Origin of the sequence: Methanofollis ethanolicus, assembly GCF_001571385.1 — an archaeon.
Taxonomy (GTDB): domain Archaea; phylum Halobacteriota; class Methanomicrobia; order Methanomicrobiales; family Methanofollaceae; genus Methanofollis; species Methanofollis ethanolicus.
The window spans coordinates 2,527,924-2,547,099 of record NZ_BCNW01000001.1; the positions used below are offsets into that span (position 1 = coordinate 2,527,924).

At 62.1% G+C, this 19,176-nt stretch carries 25 protein-coding genes; 15 read left to right on the forward strand and 10 right to left on the reverse strand.

Annotation, left to right across the window (positions count from 1 at the left end):
- Positions 1-39: 39 nt before the first annotated feature.
- Positions 40-1,470, reverse strand: a complete 1,431-nt coding sequence (gene cls, locus MEFOE_RS12180) for a cardiolipin synthase (protein WP_067052468.1) — start codon at positions 1,468-1,470, stop codon at positions 40-42.
- 468 nt (positions 1,471-1,938) lie between these two features.
- On the opposite strand from cls, the gene MEFOE_RS12185 reads away from it, so the two are divergent.
- From MEFOE_RS12185 to MEFOE_RS12195, 3 genes are all read left to right on the forward strand, one after another.
- On the forward strand, positions 1,939-2,424 hold the full coding sequence (locus tag MEFOE_RS12185) for a MarR family winged helix-turn-helix transcriptional regulator (protein ID WP_067052470.1): 486 nt from the start codon (positions 1,939-1,941) through the stop codon (positions 2,422-2,424).
- Positions 2,396-3,805: an MATE family efflux transporter gene (locus MEFOE_RS12190; protein ID WP_067052471.1), complete on the forward strand. Its 1,410-nt coding sequence runs from the start codon at positions 2,396-2,398 to the stop codon at positions 3,803-3,805. Before MEFOE_RS12185 ends, MEFOE_RS12190 begins: the two co-directional genes overlap by 29 nt.
- Before the next feature lie 248 nt (positions 3,806-4,053).
- On the forward strand, positions 4,054-5,487 hold the full coding sequence (locus MEFOE_RS12195; RefSeq protein WP_067052473.1) for an MATE family efflux transporter: 1,434 nt from the start codon (positions 4,054-4,056) through the stop codon (positions 5,485-5,487).
- Positions 5,488-5,494: 7 nt separating this feature from the next.
- On the opposite strand, the gene MEFOE_RS12200 is transcribed toward MEFOE_RS12195, so the two are convergent.
- Positions 5,495-6,304 (reverse strand): ZIP family metal transporter, encoded by an 810-nt coding sequence (locus tag MEFOE_RS12200; protein ID WP_235809636.1) that lies wholly within the window; start codon positions 6,302-6,304, stop codon positions 5,495-5,497.
- A 147-nt stretch (positions 6,305-6,451) separates the two neighbouring features.
- Here MEFOE_RS12200 and MEFOE_RS12205 point away from each other — a divergent pair, with 147 nt between their 5' ends.
- From MEFOE_RS12205 to MEFOE_RS12225, 5 genes are all read left to right on the forward strand, one after another.
- The gene (locus tag MEFOE_RS12205) at positions 6,452-7,258 is read left to right on the forward strand and encodes a nucleotidyltransferase domain-containing protein (protein WP_067052475.1); all 807 of its coding nucleotides are present in this window, start codon (positions 6,452-6,454) and stop codon (positions 7,256-7,258) included.
- A gap of 52 nt (positions 7,259-7,310) precedes the next feature.
- Positions 7,311-8,264: a hypothetical protein gene (locus tag MEFOE_RS12210; protein ID WP_067052478.1), complete on the forward strand. Its 954-nt coding sequence runs from the start codon at positions 7,311-7,313 to the stop codon at positions 8,262-8,264.
- Between the two features lie 109 nt (positions 8,265-8,373).
- Positions 8,374-8,652 carry a ubiquitin-like small modifier protein 1 gene (locus MEFOE_RS12215; protein ID WP_067053295.1) on the forward strand — a complete coding sequence of 93 codons (279 nt, stop codon included), beginning with the start codon at positions 8,374-8,376 and terminating at the stop codon, positions 8,650-8,652.
- Between the two features lie 3 nt (positions 8,653-8,655).
- Positions 8,656-9,867 carry a YcaO-related McrA-glycine thioamidation protein gene (locus MEFOE_RS12220; protein ID WP_067052480.1) on the forward strand — a complete coding sequence of 404 codons (1,212 nt, stop codon included), beginning with the start codon at positions 8,656-8,658 and terminating at the stop codon, positions 9,865-9,867.
- Complete coding sequence (locus tag MEFOE_RS12225; protein WP_067052482.1) at positions 9,830-10,480, forward strand: TfuA-related McrA-glycine thioamidation protein; 651 nt, start codon at positions 9,830-9,832, stop codon at positions 10,478-10,480. Before MEFOE_RS12220 ends, MEFOE_RS12225 begins: the two co-directional genes overlap by 38 nt.
- Here MEFOE_RS12225 and MEFOE_RS12230 read toward each other — a convergent pair.
- Together MEFOE_RS12230 and MEFOE_RS12240 are read right to left on the reverse strand one after the other, a co-directional pair.
- A complete protein-coding gene (locus MEFOE_RS12230) occupies positions 10,477-10,779 on the reverse strand; it encodes a hypothetical protein (protein ID WP_067052484.1) in 303 nt (100 codons plus the stop codon). The genes MEFOE_RS12225 and MEFOE_RS12230 overlap by 4 nt on opposite strands.
- Before the next feature lie 888 nt (positions 10,780-11,667).
- On the reverse strand, positions 11,668-12,174 hold the full coding sequence (locus MEFOE_RS12240; protein ID WP_153015972.1) for a putative ATP-dependent zinc protease: 507 nt from the start codon (positions 12,172-12,174) through the stop codon (positions 11,668-11,670).
- A gap of 135 nt (positions 12,175-12,309) precedes the next feature.
- Between MEFOE_RS12240 and MEFOE_RS12245 the strand changes: the two genes are divergently transcribed.
- The 6 genes from MEFOE_RS12245 (at position 12,310) to MEFOE_RS12270 (ending at position 15,147) form a co-directional block, all read left to right on the forward strand.
- Entirely contained in the window at positions 12,310-12,777 is a 468-nt protein-coding gene (locus MEFOE_RS12245) for an LEA type 2 family protein (protein ID WP_067052490.1), read from the forward strand.
- Between the two features lie 53 nt (positions 12,778-12,830).
- Complete coding sequence (locus tag MEFOE_RS12250) at positions 12,831-13,268, forward strand: hypothetical protein (protein ID WP_067052492.1); 438 nt, start codon at positions 12,831-12,833, stop codon at positions 13,266-13,268.
- Positions 13,265-13,588: a hypothetical protein gene (locus MEFOE_RS12255; RefSeq protein WP_067052494.1), complete on the forward strand. Its 324-nt coding sequence runs from the start codon at positions 13,265-13,267 to the stop codon at positions 13,586-13,588. Before MEFOE_RS12250 ends, MEFOE_RS12255 begins: the two co-directional genes overlap by 4 nt.
- A 36-nt stretch (positions 13,589-13,624) precedes the next feature.
- The gene (locus tag MEFOE_RS12260; protein ID WP_067052496.1) at positions 13,625-13,888 is read left to right on the forward strand and encodes a pro-sigmaK processing inhibitor BofA family protein; all 264 of its coding nucleotides are present in this window, start codon (positions 13,625-13,627) and stop codon (positions 13,886-13,888) included.
- 104 nt (positions 13,889-13,992) lie between these two features.
- On the forward strand, positions 13,993-14,778 hold the full coding sequence (locus MEFOE_RS12265; protein ID WP_067052498.1) for a hypothetical protein: 786 nt from the start codon (positions 13,993-13,995) through the stop codon (positions 14,776-14,778).
- A gap of 69 nt (positions 14,779-14,847) precedes the next feature.
- Positions 14,848-15,147 (forward strand): DUF3795 domain-containing protein, encoded by a 300-nt coding sequence (locus tag MEFOE_RS12270; protein WP_067052500.1) that lies wholly within the window; start codon positions 14,848-14,850, stop codon positions 15,145-15,147.
- 9 nt (positions 15,148-15,156) lie between these two features.
- On the opposite strand, the gene MEFOE_RS12275 is transcribed toward MEFOE_RS12270, so the two are convergent.
- Complete coding sequence (locus MEFOE_RS12275) at positions 15,157-15,456, reverse strand: hypothetical protein (protein WP_067052502.1); 300 nt, start codon at positions 15,454-15,456, stop codon at positions 15,157-15,159.
- 307 nt (positions 15,457-15,763) lie between these two features.
- Here MEFOE_RS12275 and MEFOE_RS12280 point away from each other — a divergent pair, with 307 nt between their 5' ends.
- Entirely contained in the window at positions 15,764-15,967 is a 204-nt protein-coding gene (locus MEFOE_RS12280; RefSeq protein ID WP_067052504.1) for a hypothetical protein, read from the forward strand.
- On the opposite strand, the gene hxlB is transcribed toward MEFOE_RS12280, so the two are convergent.
- From hxlB to MEFOE_RS12305, 5 genes are read right to left on the reverse strand one after another with little or no spacing between them, the layout of a single operon-like run.
- Positions 15,968-16,585 carry a 6-phospho-3-hexuloisomerase gene (gene hxlB / locus MEFOE_RS12285; RefSeq protein ID WP_067053298.1) on the reverse strand — a complete coding sequence of 206 codons (618 nt, stop codon included), beginning with the start codon at positions 16,583-16,585 and terminating at the stop codon, positions 15,968-15,970. It abuts the gene before it with no gap.
- A 26-nt stretch (positions 16,586-16,611) separates the two neighbouring features.
- Positions 16,612-17,034 carry a Fe-S cluster assembly scaffold protein NifU gene (gene nifU, locus MEFOE_RS12290; RefSeq protein ID WP_067052506.1) on the reverse strand — a complete coding sequence of 141 codons (423 nt, stop codon included), beginning with the start codon at positions 17,032-17,034 and terminating at the stop codon, positions 16,612-16,614.
- 18 nt (positions 17,035-17,052) lie between these two features.
- The gene (locus MEFOE_RS12295; RefSeq protein ID WP_067052508.1) at positions 17,053-18,201 is read right to left on the reverse strand and encodes a cysteine desulfurase family protein; all 1,149 of its coding nucleotides are present in this window, start codon (positions 18,199-18,201) and stop codon (positions 17,053-17,055) included.
- 11 nt (positions 18,202-18,212) lie between these two features.
- Positions 18,213-18,572: a DsrE family protein gene (locus tag MEFOE_RS12300; RefSeq protein ID WP_067052510.1), complete on the reverse strand. Its 360-nt coding sequence runs from the start codon at positions 18,570-18,572 to the stop codon at positions 18,213-18,215.
- Positions 18,573-18,581: 9 nt separating this feature from the next.
- Positions 18,582-18,842 carry a sulfurtransferase TusA family protein gene (locus MEFOE_RS12305; RefSeq protein WP_067053301.1) on the reverse strand — a complete coding sequence of 87 codons (261 nt, stop codon included), beginning with the start codon at positions 18,840-18,842 and terminating at the stop codon, positions 18,582-18,584.
- Positions 18,843-19,176 lie beyond the last annotated feature (334 nt).

Sequence of the window (19,176 nt, forward strand, 5' to 3'; positions counted from 1 at the left end):
TACCCCGGGAAAATATAATCTTATCCCCGCCCCCGGCCCCTACCCGAGGGGCGAGAAGAGACGGGAGATCGATTCCTTGACCCTGACCAGGAGGGGACGGTTCGCATAGCTCTCGGCCGTGATCTCGGTGCAGACGGCGAGGTCCTCGACAAAGCGCCTCTTCAACTCGGCCCCGACGGCCGGGTCATAGAAGAAGGCGTTCGTCTCGAAGTTCAGCCGGAAACTCCGCACGTCCCAGTTGGCGCTACCGACCGACCCCGCCGTCCCGTCGACGACGATCGTCTTTGCGTGGATGAAACCATTGTCATAGGTGTACGCCCGCACCCCCGCGTCGAGGAGGTCGGCGACGAAGGAGAGGCTCGCCCAGTAGACGAAGGGGTGGTCTGGCTTGCAGGGGATCATCACCCGCACGTCGACGCCCGAGAGGGCCGCAAGGCGGAGGGCGTCGGTGACGCTGTCGTCCGGGATGAAGTACGGGCTCTGGATGTACACCGACTCCCTGGCCGCGTAGATCAGCTTGATGTAGCCCTCCTTGATCGGGCTCCACCGGGTGTCGGGGCCACAGGAGACGACCTGGACCGGGGTGGCCCCGGGCGTGCCGGCGACAGGGAAATAGGCCTGCTCATAGCCGAGATACTCCCCGGTGACATAGTTCCAGTCGAGGAGGAAACGGAGTTGCAGCAGCTTCACCGCGTCGCCGGCGATCCTGAAGGCGGTGTCCCGCCAGTAGCCGAGCGGGCCCGTCCCCAGATACTCGTCCCCGATATTGAACCCGCCGATGAACCCGACAGTCCCGTCGATGACGGCGATCTTCCGGTGGTTGCGGTAGTTCACCCGGTAGAGAGAGGGGAAGAAGACCCCGATCCTGCCGCCGGCATCGGTCAGTTCGTGGAAGGCCTCCTTCGACCCCTTCCCGGCCCGCGTCCCCATGGCGTCGAAGAGGAGGCGGACCTCGACGCCCTCCTTCGCCTTCTCCGCAAGGGCGTGGACGACCGCACGCCCGAGGTCGTCGTTGTTGACGATGAAGTATTCCAGGTGGATATGGTGGCGGGCCGCACGGATCGCGGCGAAGAGGGCGTCGAACTTCTCCTTCCCGTCCGTATAGACCTCGACATAATTGTTCTCGGCCAGGAACGCACTGTTGTTCCTGAGGAGGGCAAGGATCGTACCGCGGTACGGCTCTGCTGCAGGGTTCGAGAAGCGGGCAGACTGGTCGGCAAGTTCTCGGTGCTGCTTCTCGAAGATTTCCCTGAGGGCAAGATCTTCTTTCTCCTTCACGGTGAACATCTTCTGGCGCGTGAAGTTCTGCCCGAAGATCAGGTACAGGAAAAACCCGAGCGTGGGCAGGAAGAAGAGCACCATCAGCCATGCCAGGGCGGCCGTCGGGTTCTTCCTCTCGAAGAAGATGACAACGATGGCAAAGAGGATGTTGAAGAGGAAGATGATGCTGAGGAGAGAAGACCAGTCCATTCAGACCACTCCGCAGGAGTTTATCGGCAGGAGTCGACACGGCATGGAGTGTCTCTCGTACGGGGGACATATAATGCCATCGTTTGAGCGCCGTCACCGGAAAAAAGGGCTGACCCCGCAGAGAAAAAAAGAACGATTGCGTGAAGCACGCTTTTTTTTCACGATTCAACTGCTCCGGTCACTTCCCCACCATACCAGCACCGCACTTCGGGCATTTCATCTCCCGGCAGGGTACGCCCCGCGTCTTCGGTTCCTGGTATCCGCACTTCACACATACGCAGGTCTCAGGCGGCACCCCGCGCCGTCCGAACCCCCGATCCGGCATCTCTCCCTGACCATCGGGCATGATTGATCCACCCCGGACAGGAGAAAGGCCGGGAGACAGAAAAAAGATCCGGTCGGCATTGTTGCTCACACAACAGTTGCACAGACAACAATTATCACCTTCCGGAACCAATCTGATCCTCCATGCGGCTCCCCCAGGATACGGTCCCGATCGGGGCCCTCATCTCCCTCATCCACCGGACTCACCACATCTTCGTCGACGAGCAGATGAAGCGGTTCGGCCTCTCGTCAGGGCAACTCTTCACCCTCCTTCACCTCGCCCACGAGCAGGGCATCACCCAGGACACGCTCGTCCGCCGCTTCCGCGTTGATAAGGGCACCGTCGCACGGGCCGTGCGGAAACTGGAGGACGCCGGGTATATCAGCCGTACCGTCGACCCCGATGACCGTCGGGCCGTCAGGATCTTCCTGACAGAGAGAGGGGAGGAGATCGTCCCCGAGATCATCAGGATCAACCAGGAGTGGGAAGAAGAGGTCTGTACAGGGCTCAGCGCAGAAGGACGCAGAGAAATAGAGGTTATCCTTCTGAAAATCGCACAGAACAGTCTCAAGCTCGCAGAGACAGGCAGGTACACCGACTATGCACGATACTGGAAAGAAAAACTCTGAACTGACAGAAACAACAGAAGGCGTCTCCCTCATCACCGGCGACCCGAAGAAGGCGATCGTCAAACTCTCCATCCCGATGATCGCTGCGATGTTTCTCCTCTCGACCTACAACCTTGCCGATGCCATCTGGGTCGCGGGCCTCGGTTCGGATGCCCTCGCCGCCGTCGGTTTCATGACCCCGGTTTTCATGATCCTCACCGGCCTCGCCGTCGGCCTCGGGGCCGGCGTCACCTCCGCCATCGCCCGCCGGATCGGCGCGGGGGACAGGGTAGGGGCGGACAATACCGCAGCCCACGCCATCCTCATTGCACTCGGCCTTGCCGCCATCCTCACCATACCCCTGGTTCTCCTTGCAGGACCGGTCGCCGCACTCCTCGGCGCCGGGGAGACGGCAGGTCTGGCGGCGGCGTACGGCCAGACCCTTTTTGCGGGCACGGTCTTTGTCCTCTTCACCAACATCGCCTACGCGATCCTCCGGGCCGAAGGCGACACGAAGAGGACGATGTACGCGATGGCTGTCTCCTCGGTCCTGAACATCGTCCTCGACCCTATCCTCATCTACGGGGCGGGGATGGGCGTCACCGGAGCCGCCCTCGCCACCGTCATCTCCATTGCGGCCGTCTCCGCGGTGCTCGTCTACTGGTTCCGGGTCAGGAAGGACACCTATGTCTCTCTTTCCCGGGAGAAGTTCTCCCCCGACCTCCGCGTCGTCGGGAACATCCTGGGGGTCGGCCTCCCGGCAAGCCTGGAATTCTTCCTGATGTCGGCCCTCGCGATCATCGTCAACGGCCTCCTGGTGCGGGTCTCCGGCACCGACGCCGTCGCCGTCTATACTACCGGATGGCGGGTCGTGATGTTCGGGATCATCCCCTTCGTCGCCATCGGCACGTCGGTGACCTCGGTCAGCGGGGCCGCATACGGCGCCAGAAAATACGAGAAGATCAGGACCGCCCACACCTTCGCCGTCGGCCTCGGGGTGGCGATCGCCCTCGCAATGAGCGTCATAACATGGGTCTTCGCCCCGCAGATCGCCCTCATCTTCACCTACTCCACGGAGAGCGCCCACCTCGCCCCCGCGATCACCGCCTTCCTGATGACGATGTGCTTCTTCTACCCCTTCGTCCCACCGGGCGTCATGTCCGGTTCCGTCTTCCAGGGGACAGGGAAGGGCCTGACATCCCTCGCGATCACTTTCCTGAGAAACCTCCTCTTCATCGCGGTCGCGGCATGGGCGCTCGCGATCCCCCTGGGCATGGGGGAGACCGGCGTCTGGTGGGGCATCGTCACGGGCGACATCCTCGGAGGCATCGTCAGTTTCCTCTGGGCGCGGGTCTATATCGCGCGCCTCATCGCCACCGCGAAGGGTCAGGAGACCGTATAACTCTTTTTCCCCGACCGGACAGAACCATCCCACAAGGCAGACTGCAGGACGCTATCTCCCCGTGCGACGGATCGTATCAGGCAGTCTGCTGTCGGGACGATCGACGACACCCTATGCCGGAACCCTTATCCGCACGGACGGCGATATGATCCGCTCCTGCCCGGCAAGGCTCGAAGACGCTCAGGAGAGATAATAACCCTGTTTTCCTGAGACATCTGGACGAACAACCCCTGATTGAAAGGATACTTATGACAGAAACCACCGCCATCACCTCCTATCCGGACGCAAAAAAGACAGAACGCGAGGACGCGATCACCGAAGGCGTGGCCGTCCTCACCGGCGACCCGAAGCGGGCGATCCTGAAGATAGCCGGCCCGATCATGGTCGCCATGCTCTTCCAGGCAGTCTACAACCTCGCCGACGCCGTATGGGTTGCAGGACTCGGTGACGACGCCCTTGCCGCCGTCGGCTTCATCACCCCCATCTTCATGATCTTCATCGGCCTGGGGAGCGGCCTCGGGGCCGGCGTCACCTCGGCCGTCTCACGCCGCATCGGCGCGGGGGACAGGGCCGGAGCAGACAACGCCGCGATGCACGGCATCGCCGTCATCTTGGTCCTCTCGGCCGTCATCACTCCTCTCCTCTTCCTCTTCACCGAACCCCTCGTCCTCGCCCTGGGGGCAGGGGAGACGGCGAGATACGCGATAGAATACGGCCGCATCATCTTTGCCGGGACCGTCTTCATCCTCTTCGCCGACATCCTCTATGCCCTGTTCACGGCAGAAGGGAACACAAAAAGGTCGATGTACGCCGCTGCCGCCTCCGCGGTCCTGAACATCGTCCTCGACCCCATCCTCATCTACGGTGCCGGTATGGGCATCGCCGGTGCGGCATGGGCGACTCTCATCTCAATAGCCGCCGTCTGCGTTCTCCTCCTGTACTGGTTCCTGGTCAGGAGGGACACGTATATCGCCGTCGACTGGGGGCGCTTCTCCCCCGACCGGCGTACGGCCATGGACATCTTCACCGTCGGCATCCCTGCAAGCCTGGAATTCGTGATGATGTCGGTTGCCGCGATCGTCATCAACGGCCTCCTGGTGCAGGTCTCCGGCACCGATGCCGTCGCCGTCTACACCGGCGGGTGGCGGATCGTCTTCTTCGTCCTGATCCCGTTCATCGCCATGTCCATCGCCGTCGTCTCGGTGTCGGGCGCGGCCTACGGCGCGAGGAAGTACGACAAACTCAAGGTCGCCCACTCCTTCGCGGTACAGTCGGGCACTCTCATCGGCCTCGGCCTCTCCCTCGCTACCTGGTTCCTCGCGCCCTTCATCGCCTGGATCTTCACGTACTCGGCAGGGAGCATGCACCTTGCTGGAGGGATCACCGCCTTCCTGATGACGATGTGCTTCTTCTATCCCTTCATCGCACCGGGCATGATGTCTGCCGGGGTCTTCGAGGGGACAGGGAGGGGCATCTTCGCCCTTGCCGTCGAGTTCCTCAGGAACCTCGTCTTCATCGCCCTCTTCGCCTGGGTGCTCGCGGTGCATGTGGGCCTCGGAGAGACGGGCGTCTGGTGGGGTATCGTCGTGGGCAACATTCTCGGCAGCACCGCCGGGTACCTCTGGGCGCGGTTCTACATCGCGCGGCTCATCGCCGCAGGGAAATGCCCGGAGACCGCATAACCCTTTTTTACCCCAACCCCACGTCCAGCACCATCATGACCACAAACCCCACCAGGGCGCCCATCGTGGCGAGGTCGGCATGGCCGTTTATCTGGGACTCAGGGATCACGTCCTCGACGACCACGAAGATCATGGCACCCGCGGCGAAGGCAAGGGCATAGGGGAGGAGAGGAGCCGCGACGATGACGGCAACAGCCCCCAACAGTGCGGCGACGGGTTCGACGACACCTGACACCTGCCCATACCAGAAGCAGCGGAGGGGGGAGAGACCCTCCCGCCGCAGGGGGACGGAGACCGCCATTCCCTCGGGAAAGTTCTGGATGCCGATGCCGAGAGCAAGGGCAAGGGCGGCAGCAAGGCTCGCGGTCGGGTGACCGGCCGCAAGGGCGCCGAAGGCCACCCCCACGGCAAGGCCTTCCGGGATGTTGTGGATGGTGATGGCGAGGACGAGGAGGGTGCTCCTCCGCCAGGACGTCGCCGGCCCTTCGGTACGGGAGAGGCCGGGGTGGAGGTGGGGGAGGAGCATGTCCACACCCCGGAGAAAGATCCCGCCGGCAAGAAACCCTGCCGCTGCGGGCATCCACTCGGGCAGACCAGTGCCGGCCGACATCTCAATCGCCGGGAGGAGGAGAGACCAGAAACTGGCGGCGATCATCACGCCCGCGGCAAAACCCAGCATCCCGTCCAGCACCCTCCTGTCGACCTCACGGGTCAGGAAGACGGTCGCCGCACCGAGCGCGGTCAGCGTCCAGGTGAAGAGGCCGGCGAGGAGCGCCTGCACGACGGGGTCAAGTGCCAGGAACTGCCCCATCACCATCCGCTGCCCCCATATATGCCCCTTTTTTCCTCAGAGCCATACGCCTTCCGCATTATTAAGGCGTTTTACGCTCCCAGGGATAAGGATTGTGACGCCCTGATCCATCACCTCGATATACCCTGCCCCAGAGAGATCAGAGGGACAATCATGTTCGGAGAAAAAGTCCTGGACGGGATTAGGAAATTTGTAGAGTCGAAAGAGGGCATCCGCGCCATGGTCCTGACCGGGTCCTGGGCGCGGGGCGAGGCGACAGAACAGTCCGACGTCGACGTCTTCCTGGTCACCGCGGAGGAGAGGGAGACCGTCTTTTCCGATCTGGCCGCCGCCCTCACCGGGGTACAGGACGTCCTCGCCCCGATCCCGGAGAAGAGGGTCTTTTTTCTGGGGGACGAGTACCTGAAGGCCGAGGTCACGGTCATCCCCGCACTCGCGGAGATGGAGGGGCTGTACCGGGCGTCGCGGGTCAGGGACTCCTCACGGTCGGTGCCTGTCGATAAGGACGGCACGGCCCGCGCCACCGTCGCCGGATGGTGCTTCGACGGCAGGGAGACCGACCTCTCCTTCCTGATCGCCCGGACCGTCGAGGAGTTTCTCGAAGGCTTCGAACTCGCCTCCCGGTATGCGGGGAGGTGTGATGCCTACCGGTTCTACCATACGTACAACGAGGCCCTCGCGGCATATGCGGCCCTCCTGCTCCTGAAGCAGGGGTCTGCCGCCCACATCGACCTGCCACGGGGCCTCGTCGAGGGAATGGGGCCGGCAGAGAGAGAGGCGTTCCTTACCCTTGCCGGGAGCCTGGACCTCTCCGACGCCCCCGGACTCCTGCGGGATCTGGCGGCGGCATTCGGAGAGACCTATGCCGACGTGTATGTAGCGGTCACCGGCCTTCCCAGGGCGCCTGAGACCATCGCACGCTGCACAGGCAGGTTCCTGCAGCGGGACAGGATGACATAGCGGTAGATTTTATATAGCGCCGGCACCCAGGGGCAGACAGGTCCGCCCCGCCATGAAGATCTGCCCGCGATGCAGTTATGCCAACCCGGACGACAGGGAGGTCTGCACCCGCTGCGCGTGCGACATCAGCGACAAACGCCCGCTCCGTACGGTGAGGGAGTACCTCCTGGAGAACGCATCTCTTTTCGTCGTGCTCGGCGTCTTCGGCGCCCTCGCCTTCTACCTGACCGGCCTCCTCTCGAAGACGACCGACCCCATCAACACAGTCCAGATCGCCGGCGACGTCGCCCTTGGCGGGGAGGCAGTACCCTCGAATGTCTCCTTTGCCGGGAATGTCACATATATCGCCCGGACCGTGGAGGCGGGAGGGGACTCCCTGAACATCCTCCTGAACCTCAACCTCGGACAGATCATGGAGTTCTCAGTGATCTGCGCCTATGTCATCCTCTTCGTCGTCTCCTATGCGGTCCTGAAGGAGGCGGTCCAGACCATCGACGCAAACAGGAAAGAAAACACCTTTTCCGGGTACCTCTCCCTCATCCACCACAACTTCTCCATCATCATCTTCGTCATCACCTTCGCGTATCTCCTGGCAAACCTCCTCGTCTTCCTCATCCTGACGTACACCCTCCCGATCACCAACTTCATCCACTTCCTCGCCGGCAGCGCCACGGTCCTCGTCTGCTTCGAGATCAGGGACAACATCATCTCGCGACACTGGAGCCCGATACGGCAGGAATTCGTCCAGGTGGCCATCATCTCCGCCGCTATCGTCCTCCTCGTCATCTCCTTCGAGTTCCTCATCAACACCGCCATCCTCCCGGTCCTCGTCTCTCTCGGCATCTCGGAGTCGGTGATGGTCGCGGTCTCCCTTTTCCTGGTCACCGACGCCATGATCATCATCTTCACCCTGATCCTGATCCTGGCCCTCTTTCTTGCCCTCCTCTCCTGGAAGATCGTGCAGGCGGTCAGGGAGAGGGTGCGGGGTGCGTGGCGGGAGAGGTGATAACCGTCGGCCGGCACGGTGCAGAATGACACTATTTATCGGATAAGGGCATACCGATCCAGTAACAATTGTGAACCCGCCCGCGGAGGGCAGAGAGGAGCGAAGAAACGTGAACGTTCGGGTCAGAGCATTTGCACAGTTGCGTGAGGCCCTCGGGGCCGACCGCACGATGGACGTCCCGGCGGGGGCGACGATGAATACCTTGCTCGCCCTGCTCGGGGCAGAGTCGGTGCAGGCAAAAGAGGCACTTTTCGAGGATAACGGCGACCTGAAAGGCCACGTGATCCTGATGAGGAATGGGAGACGGGTCCCGCGGTCTGAGGTAGGAGCCATCGCCCTCGGCGAGGGGGACGAGGTCGCCCTCTTCCCACCGGTCGCCGGAGGATGAAGGATGAGACTGAACTCCTGCAAAAAAGCCTACAGGCACGAGACCCAGAGAACGGTTCCGCCCGAGGAGACGCTTCAGAGGGTCAGGGAAAAACTCCCGGCCGCCGGGATCACGCGGGTCGCGGACATCACGAGCCTCGACCGCATCGGCATCCCGGTCTTCTCCAGCATCAGGCCGACGGCCGGGGACGGCGCCATCTCGGTGTACAACGGTAAAGGGGCGACGCCGACCGAGGCCGAGGTCTCCGCGATGATGGAGGGGATAGAGCGCTACTCGGCCGAGATGAACAGCATGCTGGTCCTGACCGGGACATACAGGGAGATGCAGAGGGAAGGCAACCCCGTCGACCCGGCAGACCTCATCCTCCCCCCGTACGCCGACCCGGAGAGGTGCATCCCCTGGGTTGCGGGCTATGACATCGCCGGCGACGAGGAGGTTCTCCTCCCGGCCCATGCCGTCTTTCACCCGGTCGGGCGCGAGCACGGCGACCTCTTCCGGACCAACACAAATGGCATCGCCTCAGGCAACACCCGCGAGGAGGCGATCTTCCACGCCCTCATGGAGGTCGTCGAGAGGGACGCCTGGTCCCTGGTCGAGGTGACCAGGAACACCGGTCCCGCGGTCACCGGCATCACGGACGGGATGGCGGGCGACCTCCTCGCAAAGTTTGCCGCCGCCGGCGTCGAGGTCCACCTCAAGGACATCACAAGCGACATCGGCATCCCGACAATGGCGGCAGTCGCCGACGACGTGGTGCTCAGGGACCCGGCCCTCCTGACGATGGGGATGGGTACCCACACGAACGCCGGCATCGCGGTGCTGCGGGCTCTCACCGAGGTGGCCCAGAGCCGCCTCACCCAGATCCACGGCGCACGGGAGGACACCGACCAGGCCGACTTCAGGAAGAAGATCGGCTACGAGAGGACGAAGAGGCTGAACAAATACTGGTTCACGGACGACGGCGAGGAGGAGATCGACACGGTCCCGTCCTTCGACTCAGACGATTTCCTCACCGACATCGGCCACGTCGTCGGCCGCCTCAGGGAGGTCGGGCTGGACCGGGTGATCGTCACCGACCTGACGCGGGCGGAGATAGGCATGCCTGTGGTACGGGTGGTCGTGCCCGGCCTCGAAGTCTTTGCAATGGACAGGGAGAGGGCAGGAGCGCGGTGCCGGCATGCCGGAGATCATCGTCTTTCTCGGTCCGAGTCTTGACAGGGAGGAGGCCCGCGCCATCCTTGACGCGGACTTTCGTCCCCCGGCCGCACGCGGCGACATCAGGAAGGCGGCCGACGAGGGGGCACGTATCATCGGCCTCATCGACGGGGTCTTCTTCCAGGCGTGCTCGGTCGCCCACAGAGAGGTGCTCTACGCCCTCCGCAAGGGAGCGAGGGTTCTCGGCGCGTCGAGCATGGGGGCCCTCAGGGCCGCGGAACTCGACAGCCTCGGCATGGAGGGAGTGGGCGAGGTCTACCAGGCATACAGGGACGGGGCCCTGGTCTCAGACGACGAGGTCGCCCTCGTCTTCGACCCGGAGAGCGGGACACCCCTCTCAGAGCCCCTGGTCAATATCAGGTGGACGATCAGGAAGGCTGAAGAGGAGGGCGTGGTCAACGCGGCGGAGGGCACGGCCCTCCTGGAATCAGCGCGGGCCCTCTATTTCCCCGAGCGGACATACGAGGCCGTCTGCGACGGCGCGACAGCGGCGATCGGTGAGGAAAAGGCAGGGCAATTCCTCGCCTTCGCCCGTACAGACGGCGTCGACAGGAAAAGGGAGGACGCAGTGCTCTGCCTCCGGCGGATCAGGGAGATCGCCGGGCAGGGCTAACCATGCACGTCGATCTCGACCTCGATCCCCCCTGACGCCGCAAAGACAAGGTTATAGATGACGGCGGCGATACACCCGCCGATAAACCAGACGATCGCAAAGACGAACGCACCGGCCACGGCGCTCAGCGCCACCGCACCGACCGAGGCGATCGTCCCCATACTCATCCCGGGGATGATCCCGAGGCCGGTGGCAAGACCGGACAGAAGCCCGTAGATCGCTCCCAGCACGGCGAAGAACATCCCGACCGAGACCACGCCAAGCCTTTTGACGGTAATGATCTGGTGTGTCATCTGCATGACCCCGCAGGGGGATGACGCGCCGGGGGATATAATCATTGGGTCGGGAGTGTTTTTCCTCGGGAACGGCTGGGGTTGGCGTTTTCGGGGAATATTTACAGATATCCAGAGTTCGCTATCTTTCGCAACCTGAAAACCTGTGATTTACTAACTCAGGAGAATTCCTGTTCTGGCATGCTTGTGCCGGGGGACTACCCCCCCCCCTCAGCGAAAACCTTCGGTTCGTGGCACATCGAAGATGTGCCCGAATAGGAAAATCTTCGATTTTCCATACATGGCAAATGGAACATTTGCCTGCTCAGAGAATCCTTGATTCTCTGTGTTCTCGAACTCGCTGACGCTCGTTCGGCGAAGGTCTTGACCTTCTTGACCTCACTCCGTTCGGTCCTCAAAGACTTCATCTTCTCGACCGTGCTATCGCTCGTTTCTTGAAAATCAAAGATATTCTCATGCGCCCTTCGGTCGCACCGCCGGACCCCGGCCATGAGGATGGAGACGGAGATGATATTTTCCCTTTTTCGAACTCTATAGAAACACCCATCCACGAGTCGATGAGTCTCCTGATCCACAGAGGTGACGAGTGGACCAACCGCCCTCCCCCTCAATTGAGACCGGGGACTACGCCGAAAATCAGAGATTTTCTTGAACTCGCTGTTGCTCGTTGCCCCCGGACCCCCGCTCAGGATTGGGTCAGGTAAGCGTGAATCGGATATTCTGCAGGGGAAACTGCCATCCCCTGTCTATCCTGTACCGGGGGGCCGGGGGCGGTAGTCCCCCGGTACAGGCACTTCAGAAAAGGATTTCTACACAGCCTTTTTTCGAATGATCGATCATCGCAGATGATCACCCCATCTTCCCGACATGAGACCCCACACGGACCACCACCCCTCACACCACCTTCATCTCCCAGAGACGCCGGCCGGATATCCCTTTTTTTTCGAGGTGCTCCAACTCGTGCGCCACATTGAACGCAGTCGACCCTTCGTAGGCGAACTCCAACCCGGTCACCTCTTCGGCCGCGATCTCACTCCTCTCCGGGTCGACACGCACCCGCACCGCCCTGTCGGCCCGGACCCTGATCCTGAATGGCCGTGTCACGATGAGTCTCTCGGCCTCGTTCCCACACTTCTCCAGGCGGGAGACGGCCCCCTCTTCCGAGAGGACAGTGGGGTTCAGCAGGAGGGTGACCTCTTCAAGAGTGACGCCGGTCTTTGTTCTCTCGTCCCAGAGCGTTCTTTTCCGGACGACAGAGACGGACCGCCCTCCCTCTGTCGCGTAACTCCATGCCCCGCCGAAGCGCAGGGAGAAGAGGAGGGGCAGGATCGTCTCGGCAGGGAGGCCGAACCTCGCCGCAATGTCCCTTTCAGCCGCAAGATACGCGAGAACCTCACGCATGTCCCCTGGCCCGCAGACAGGCATGGGAGGGCAATCGTATCTCTGGCAGAAAAAAGGTTCGGTTGAAAGAGAGACCATGGTGGTGTTCTCTCTGACCCCTGAAAATATATACCGCAACACCCCGTATGAAGGACCATGAAACTCGCACCGGCCCTTGCCATCCTGGTGATCACAGCCTTCATCGCCGGGTGTGCCGGCGGGCCGCCCCTCAGGCCGCCCGAGGTCACGGTGACGGGTATCGCCGTCACCGGCCTCACCCTGGAGAGCATGGACCTGGAGGTCATCCTCGCCGTGGACAACCCGAACCCGGTGGGGGCGACGATCCAGGACGTGTCCGTGAATGTCTCCTACTCGAAGAACGGAAGAGAAGTGTTCCTCGGGTCAGGGAGAGGTGAAGAGATATCTATCCCGGCGTACAACACGACCGAGATCGTCATACCGGTCACCATGGACAATCTGGCCATGCTCTCCGCTGCCGGAACCCTGGCCCTCTCCGGGGAGCTGGAGGTAACGGCAGAGGGTACGATGACCGTCGATGCAGGCATCATCTCCTTCGACGTCCCCTTCGGGAAGACGACGACGGTCTCTGTCAGGGGGAGGTAGGGCCATGCCTGCGGCAGCAAGTCTTATAAGCACCCTCCCCACCCCTCTTCCCCGTGCAGCCTCAGAGCGGGATCGCCCGGCCCCTTGACCTGTCCTATCAGACGAACCGCATTATAGTCCTCCTCGCCCTGGCCACTTTCCTCGTCTCAGCCGCAGCATCTACCCTCGCCGGCACGGGCATAGTGGAGACATTGATACTCGGCTCTGGCGCCGCTCTCGCCGTCTTCCTTGCCTGGGCCCTTTGCCGGGAAGCAGACCCCGACCACGACCTCTCCGCCCTGCTGGCGGCGGTCATGACGACCGGAGCCCTCGTCGTCCTGCCCATCCCCGACATCCTCACCCTGCTCTGGGCCCTCCTCGTCATCAGGGTCGTGCCGCCACGACGACCGACCGTGTCCTCGTCCTCATCCTCACCCTGTGGCCCCTGTCACGGGGCTTTCTCCCTGCGGGCCCCATCGCCGCCGCGGCATTCTTCCTCGACGGCCGATTGAAGGATCCCGCACGGCACCGTCTCCCCTTTGCCGCCGTCGCTCTCCTCGCCACGACGGTCGCACTCCTTGCAACGCCCGTACACCTCGACATACCCTCCCCCGCGGCAGGCATCGGCATCGCCGCCGCAAAGACCGTCCATTCAAGAGAAGACAGTGGGGGCCGACCCCTCGACCCGAGCAGGGTGATGGCCGGGCAGGCCCTCGCCCTGGCAACGGCGGTATCAGCCGTGACAGCCGATCCCGCAGCACTCGCACCACTATGGGCTGCGATCCTTGCCGCAGGGTTCTGGCACGCCGCCCTCGTCGTGTGGGGGAGGTGACCCGCAGCATATATATCATGCAGCAGACAGTAGGGCATGCTCGGACAGATCCTCGGTATTATCCTCGCCGTCATCGTCGCGGTGCTGCTGTACTACTTCGTCAAAAATGTCTTCGCCCTGGTCATCAACGCAGTCCTCGGCATTATCGTCCTCTTCCTGATCAACCTCTTCAACCTGATGGGGCTCTTTGGCAAGCCCGACATCCCGATAGACATCATCACGATCCTGATCAGCGCTCTCGGCGGCATTATCGGCGTGATCATCGTCGTCGTGCTCCATCTGATCGGCGTTCCCCTGTGACGCCACCCGGGGAGCGGCCCGGATGCGCAGAGAGAGGGGACGACGTGCCGATCGACAAACCGGCAGGAATATATCCTAATTTTTAAAATGCAGATGCGATAACAATGCCGTTTATATACTATGGTCAGGGTGTGGCCGACTGGTACGACGACTTTCTGGAACGCCTGGTATCCCATCTCGCCCTTGAAGGGACCGAGATCACCGGCGAGAGGAGAGATGGCCAGAATGCCACGATGGACGTCAAAAGGACAGGCGAACAGGGGACACTGCTGGTGGCGCCCTCGGAAAAGAACGTGAAGGTCACCTACACCGTTGTCAGGGAGAAAAAAGAGGTCGCACGGGGTCTGATGGGGGCCCTCGTCGGTGCCGGGGTCGGGAGCGTCCTCGGCGGCATCATGCGGCGCGAGGAAGGGAGCATCACCGACGCCCTCGGCGGGGCCGCCGCCGGCGGGGCGTACGAGGCGTACCATGGATATGAGGACTCACGCGAGGACAGAACCGCCTTCGCCGCCCTCCTTGCAGAGAAGGTGAAGGAGGTGGAGGACGAGATCTGGGAGATCAAAAACGCCCAGGCAGAGGCACAGGAGGCGGCCCGCGAGCGGACACGGGAGAAGAGGGCCGAAGTCGAGGCCGAGGAGGACGAGGTCAGGGCCGAACTCGAAGAGGTCTCCGGCGACCTGCTGACGCTCAGGGAGGAGATCGATCTTCTCGAAGAGGACGGGCAGAAAGGGAAGGTGAAAAAGGTGCGGGCACGAACCGAACGGGCAGAGCGCCTCTATACCGAGGCTGAAGACGCGTGCGACGGCGGCGAGTACGGCGCGGCCAGGTCAAAGATCCGGGCGGCACGTTCGATGATCGAAGGGGCGATGGCGGCACTCGAGGAGGAGTGACCATCCCCAGGTTACATTTTCACCCTGCCCGGTAGCAGAATTATGTGACCTGAGGTGCCATATCCTGCCATGGAGACAGATCTCATCACCGCGGTCTGCGGTATAATCTGCGACGAGTGCGAGCACAGGGAAGAATGCGGCGGATGCGACCACGTACAGGGGCGGCCCTTCTGGACGGCTTTTGTCGACACCGACACCTGTCCGGTGTATGCCTGCTGCACGGGCGAGCGACACCTCCCTCATTGCGGCGAATGCCCCGAACTCCCCTGCGAACGTTTCACGCGCTATAAGGATCCGGGAATGGACGAGGAGGAAATCAGGGCAGTACTGGAGAAGATGAAGGCGCGGCTCCTCGCCCGGAGAAAATAGGAGTTTATATCAGTCCTTTTTCTCAATGGTCCGGCGTGCCGCCTCGGCGACCTCGCCGATCGCCTTCTCCAGTTCGGCGCCGGCGGCCCGCGCCTTCTTCTCCAGGTGGTCGCGCCCCCCTTTTGTCCCGAAGAGGTGTTTGCCGAGGTGGACGACGTCGTCGATCGCTTTTTTCACCGACGTCGAGGCCTCGTGCACCATTTCGTCCACCTGCGGAGCCTTCGGCGTTTCCGGGGTCTCCGGGACGGCCTCGGGTTCCCTGTCCTCGACCCACCGACCGGATTCAAAGTGTCCCTTCTGTTCGCTCATGGTTCTCAGGGATAGGTTTCCGCGGGGGAAATAAAAAGGGATGCATGGTGTTCCGGGACAGGAACAGGGGCAGGTCTCAGGAGTGGATGACCAGGATTCCGATGATCGCCACCGCCAGGACACAGGCCACCTCCGGGCAGAATACACGATCTATCATCAGAACAGGTGATTGTTGCTGCACAGGATATATTTTTCGAGAAATACTGCACCATACAGGAAATAATCACCATCAGAGACATAAAATAAGACAAAACACGAATCAAAAAGTATATCTTCAGTCCAACCGATCGGGAGACACAGGGATACGATGGGACAGGACCTCCTGAAACTGGGGATCGGATCGGCATGGGCAGCGGCAGGCTGCCTCCTCCTTATCGGGCTCGGCAGTTATGCCGTGACAGGGAAGGCCGAGGTGCTGGCCAGGTACATCTCCTCCCTCTGCGTCGTCGCCGCCCTTATTGCAGCATTCAGCGGCATTGCCCTGACAGGCAGGGTATATTTACGGCGATGATCACTGGATATTCGAGATCCTTCCCTTGATCTCATCGAGACTGCAGTGCTTCAGTTCCATCAGGGCCGAGAGGACCGCATCAGAAAATATGAGGGACGTCATCTCGAAGAGCGTCCCGAAGGGAGCGAATTCAGGAGAGACGGAGCGGTACTGTCCGGTGAGTTGCCGCACCTCGTATTGTCCGGGAGTCTCGGGAACAGGCGGCGCTGCCACGCCAAGGTCCACGACGATCTCGGCGATCCGGCCGAGGGTCGAGTCGGGCGTCGCAGTAAGGAGGCAGACCAGGCCGCCGAGGGCCTGCGCCGTGGCGCAGAACTCGACGATCGAGTGCGTCTCCCCCGACCCGGAGAAGGCGACAAGGAGGTCGCCCTCCTGCAGGGCCGGGGTGATCGTCTCCCCGACCACATAGGACTCCATCCCGAGGTGCATCAGCCGCATCGCAAATGCCCGGGCGACAAGGCCGGACCGCCCGGCACCCACCACATAGATCCTCTGTGCCGCAAGAATGGCGTCGACAAACGCGCTCGTCTCGGTATCGTCAAGAACTCTCGCCGTCTCGCCGATCCTGTCGGTCATGAGGAGCATGAGGTCGGCGATACTGTAGCATCCCTCTGGCATCACCATCCCTTCGACCGCCCCCCACATCAGCGTGCCGGTTCTTCGATCGCCTCCTTTTTGCCCTCTCTCTTCGCACGGTAGTCCTTGATCGCCTCGTGCAGGGCGTCGGCCGCCAGGTTCGAGCAGTGCATCTTCACCGGCGGCAGGCCTTCGAGTTCGTCGGCGACGTCCTGCCGCGTGATCTTCAGCGCCTCGTCGATATGCTTCCCTTTCGCCATCTCGGTGACCATGCTCGCGGTGGCGATCGCCGACCCGCAGCCGAAGGTCTTGAACTTGATCTCGGTGATCACATCGTTCTCCACCCTGATCGAGACCTGCATCAGGTCCCCGCAAACAGGGTTTCCCACCGTCCCGATGCCGTCGGCATTCTCGACATCGCCGACATTGCGGGGGTTCATGAAATGCTCCATCACCTTTTTCGAATAGCCGATCTGCGGCCTGTCCTCCATATCCTACACCTCCATACATTACAGGGGAGAGATCGATCGCAGCCTCATCACCGTCTCCTTCATCGCCCGGCCGACGAGAGGCACGTCCTCCGTCGAGTTCGACCGCCCAAGGCTCATCACCACCGAGCCGTGGGCCTCCTCGTGCTTGAGGCCGATGGCGATGAGCACATGGGACGGCTCCAGCGTCCGCGAGGTGCAGGCCGAACCGGTCGCCACCTGGATGCCGAAGAAGGTGTCCAGGTTCAGGAGGATGCTCTCCCCCTCGATCCTCGAAAACCTGAAACTGGCGTGGTTGGGGAGGCGGAAGTCAGGGTGGCCGGTGAGATAGGACTCCTCGATCGTCAGGACCTCCTCGATCAGGCGGTCCCGGATCGCCTTTTCCCGTGCCATCTCGTCCTCCATCTCCATGGCGGCAATGCGTGCCGCTTCCCCCATCCCGGCGATCGCAAACACGTTCTCGGTCCCCGACCGCAGGCCCTTCTCCTGGCCGCCGCCGGGCATCACGGTCTGGACCTTCACGCCCGGCCCGATATAGAGGGCCCCCGCACCGCGCGGTCCGCCGAGGTCGTTGCCCGAGAGGGTGAGGAGGTCGATCCCGTCCTCCTGCACGTCGATCGGTATCCGGCCCGCGGCCGCCGTGGCGTTGACGTGGAGGTACGCCCCCTTCTCGTGCACGATCGCGGCCGCCTCCCGGATCGGCTCCACCGTCCCGATCTCGTCGTTCGCATAATGGACCGAGACGACGGTCGTCTCAGGCGCGAGGTTCTCCTCCAGGAAAACGAGGTCGACGACCCCGTACCGGTCCACGGGCACGAAACCCAGGTCGAACCCCTGCTTCTGGAGGTCCCTGGCCGGGTTCAGGACGGAGACGTGCTCGATAGCACTGACAAGGATGCTTTTTCCTTTTTTCCGGTTCCTGAGGGCCGTCCCCCTGACCGCCAGATTATTGGACTCGGTGGCGCTGCCGGTAAAGACGATCGTGGACGGCGTTTCGGCATGGACCAGGGCCGCCACCCGCGCCCGGGCCTCTTCCACCGCCTGCTTCGCAGAAAGGCCGAGCGCATACAGGGACGACGGGTTGGCGTACTCCTCCTTCAGGTACCGTCCGGCAAAGGCAAGGGCACGGGGGTCGACAGGAACAGACGACGCATGATCCAGATAGACCATCCTCCCCTCCCTCAGAAGGTCATCACCGCGTCGGCGTCCAGGGCCAGGTCATTGAGAGTCGCACCGCCGGCGATGGTCCCTTCAGGGATGAAGTCTCCCCTCGGAACCCCGAGGAGCTGCGTGCTCTGCTCGCAGATGTAGATCTTCACCCCCGCGTCGAGCGCCTGCCGCATCGCCTCCGCAAGCGTCGGGAAGGCCCCGATCCGGATCTTTTCGGCCTCTCCTCTCCTGACCGCGGTGATCCCCTTGATCATGAAGAAGATCGCCGCCTCCACTCCCATCGCGGCGGCTGTCGCCCCCAGGATAAAGGGGGCGTACAACCTCTCCGGCGTGTCTGTCCCACTTGTCTGGACATAGAGTATCTTTGCCATTTTTCCGCCTCACTTCGTCCTCCTGATATAAAACATCAGAATCCCCTCGTCTTTTTCGAACTTCACGATCTCATGGCCGGTCCGCTTCGCCCACCGCGTGATGTCCTCCTCCGCGGCCGGGTCGTCGGCCTCCACCTTCAGGACCTCGCCCACCCCGATCTTCTCGATCTCCTCCTTCGTGCGGGCGATCGGCACCGGGCAGTAGAGGCCGACGCAGTCGAGTTCGCGGGCAGGCCTGACCTCTTCGGTCGCACCTTCTCCAACACCCATGACACCGTCCCCAGGTTCACCCGTCGGTGGACGCACGCACAGATATAGTTTGCCCGGAGGAGTGGGGCGACTGCGGACTCAGATCTCATGGAACCGCTCTCACTCGTTCAGAGAAAAGTCGGACGCAAAGACAGGAGAACAAATCACGTGCCGGCACGCATACAGGAAATCCAACACACGATCCGTAACATTTTCGCAGATAATAAATTTGATGGGGACGCCCCAATCTGGAAAATACTATATATTATTACATTGATTTCATAAAATTGAGTTATAAACGGAATAAAATTCCATTCAAGTCATTCTATCTGATCATTGCAACATTCCTGTTGCT

Bases quoted from the DNA above. Each gene is read 5' to 3' on its own strand.
- MEFOE_RS12205 (WP_067052475.1), top strand. From the start codon at position 6,452: ATGTTCGGAGAAAAAGTCCTGGACGGGATTAGGAAATTTGTAGAGTCG.
- MEFOE_RS12300 (WP_067052510.1), bottom strand. From the start codon at position 18,572: ATGGCAAAGATACTCTATGTCCAGACAAGTGGGACAGACACGCCGGAG.
- MEFOE_RS12210 (WP_067052478.1), top strand. From the start codon at position 7,311: ATGAAGATCTGCCCGCGATGCAGTTATGCCAACCCGGACGACAGGGAG.
- MEFOE_RS12185 (WP_067052470.1), top strand. From the start codon at position 1,939: ATGCGGCTCCCCCAGGATACGGTCCCGATCGGGGCCCTCATCTCCCTC.
- MEFOE_RS12265 (WP_067052498.1), top strand. From the start codon at position 13,993: ATGCCGTTTATATACTATGGTCAGGGTGTGGCCGACTGGTACGACGAC.
- hxlB (WP_067053298.1), bottom strand. From the start codon at position 16,585: ATGCCAGAGGGATGCTACAGTATCGCCGACCTCATGCTCCTCATGACC.
- MEFOE_RS12240 (WP_153015972.1), bottom strand. From the start codon at position 12,174: ATGCGTGAGGTTCTCGCGTATCTTGCGGCTGAAAGGGACATTGCGGCG.
- MEFOE_RS12260 (WP_067052496.1), top strand. From the start codon at position 13,625: ATGCTCGGACAGATCCTCGGTATTATCCTCGCCGTCATCGTCGCGGTG.
- MEFOE_RS12305 (WP_067053301.1), bottom strand. From the start codon at position 18,842: ATGGGTGTTGGAGAAGGTGCGACCGAAGAGGTCAGGCCTGCCCGCGAA.
- MEFOE_RS12270 (WP_067052500.1), top strand. From the start codon at position 14,848: ATGGAGACAGATCTCATCACCGCGGTCTGCGGTATAATCTGCGACGAG.
- MEFOE_RS12220 (WP_067052480.1), top strand. From the start codon at position 8,656: ATGAGACTGAACTCCTGCAAAAAAGCCTACAGGCACGAGACCCAGAGA.
- MEFOE_RS12295 (WP_067052508.1), bottom strand. From the start codon at position 18,201: ATGGTCTATCTGGATCATGCGTCGTCTGTTCCTGTCGACCCCCGTGCC.
- MEFOE_RS12200 (WP_235809636.1), bottom strand. From the start codon at position 6,304: ATGGTGATGGGGCAGTTCCTGGCACTTGACCCCGTCGTGCAGGCGCTC.
- MEFOE_RS12190 (WP_067052471.1), top strand. From the start codon at position 2,396: ATGCACGATACTGGAAAGAAAAACTCTGAACTGACAGAAACAACAGAA.
- cls (WP_067052468.1), bottom strand. From the start codon at position 1,470: ATGGACTGGTCTTCTCTCCTCAGCATCATCTTCCTCTTCAACATCCTC.
- MEFOE_RS12245 (WP_067052490.1), top strand. From the start codon at position 12,310: ATGAAACTCGCACCGGCCCTTGCCATCCTGGTGATCACAGCCTTCATC.
- MEFOE_RS12195 (WP_067052473.1), top strand. From the start codon at position 4,054: ATGACAGAAACCACCGCCATCACCTCCTATCCGGACGCAAAAAAGACA.
- MEFOE_RS12230 (WP_067052484.1), bottom strand. From the start codon at position 10,779: ATGCAGATGACACACCAGATCATTACCGTCAAAAGGCTTGGCGTGGTC.
- MEFOE_RS12275 (WP_067052502.1), bottom strand. From the start codon at position 15,456: ATGAGCGAACAGAAGGGACACTTTGAATCCGGTCGGTGGGTCGAGGAC.
- MEFOE_RS12225 (WP_067052482.1), top strand. From the start codon at position 9,830: ATGCCGGAGATCATCGTCTTTCTCGGTCCGAGTCTTGACAGGGAGGAG.
- MEFOE_RS12280 (WP_067052504.1), top strand. From the start codon at position 15,764: ATGGGACAGGACCTCCTGAAACTGGGGATCGGATCGGCATGGGCAGCG.
- nifU (WP_067052506.1), bottom strand. From the start codon at position 17,034: ATGGAGGACAGGCCGCAGATCGGCTATTCGAAAAAGGTGATGGAGCAT.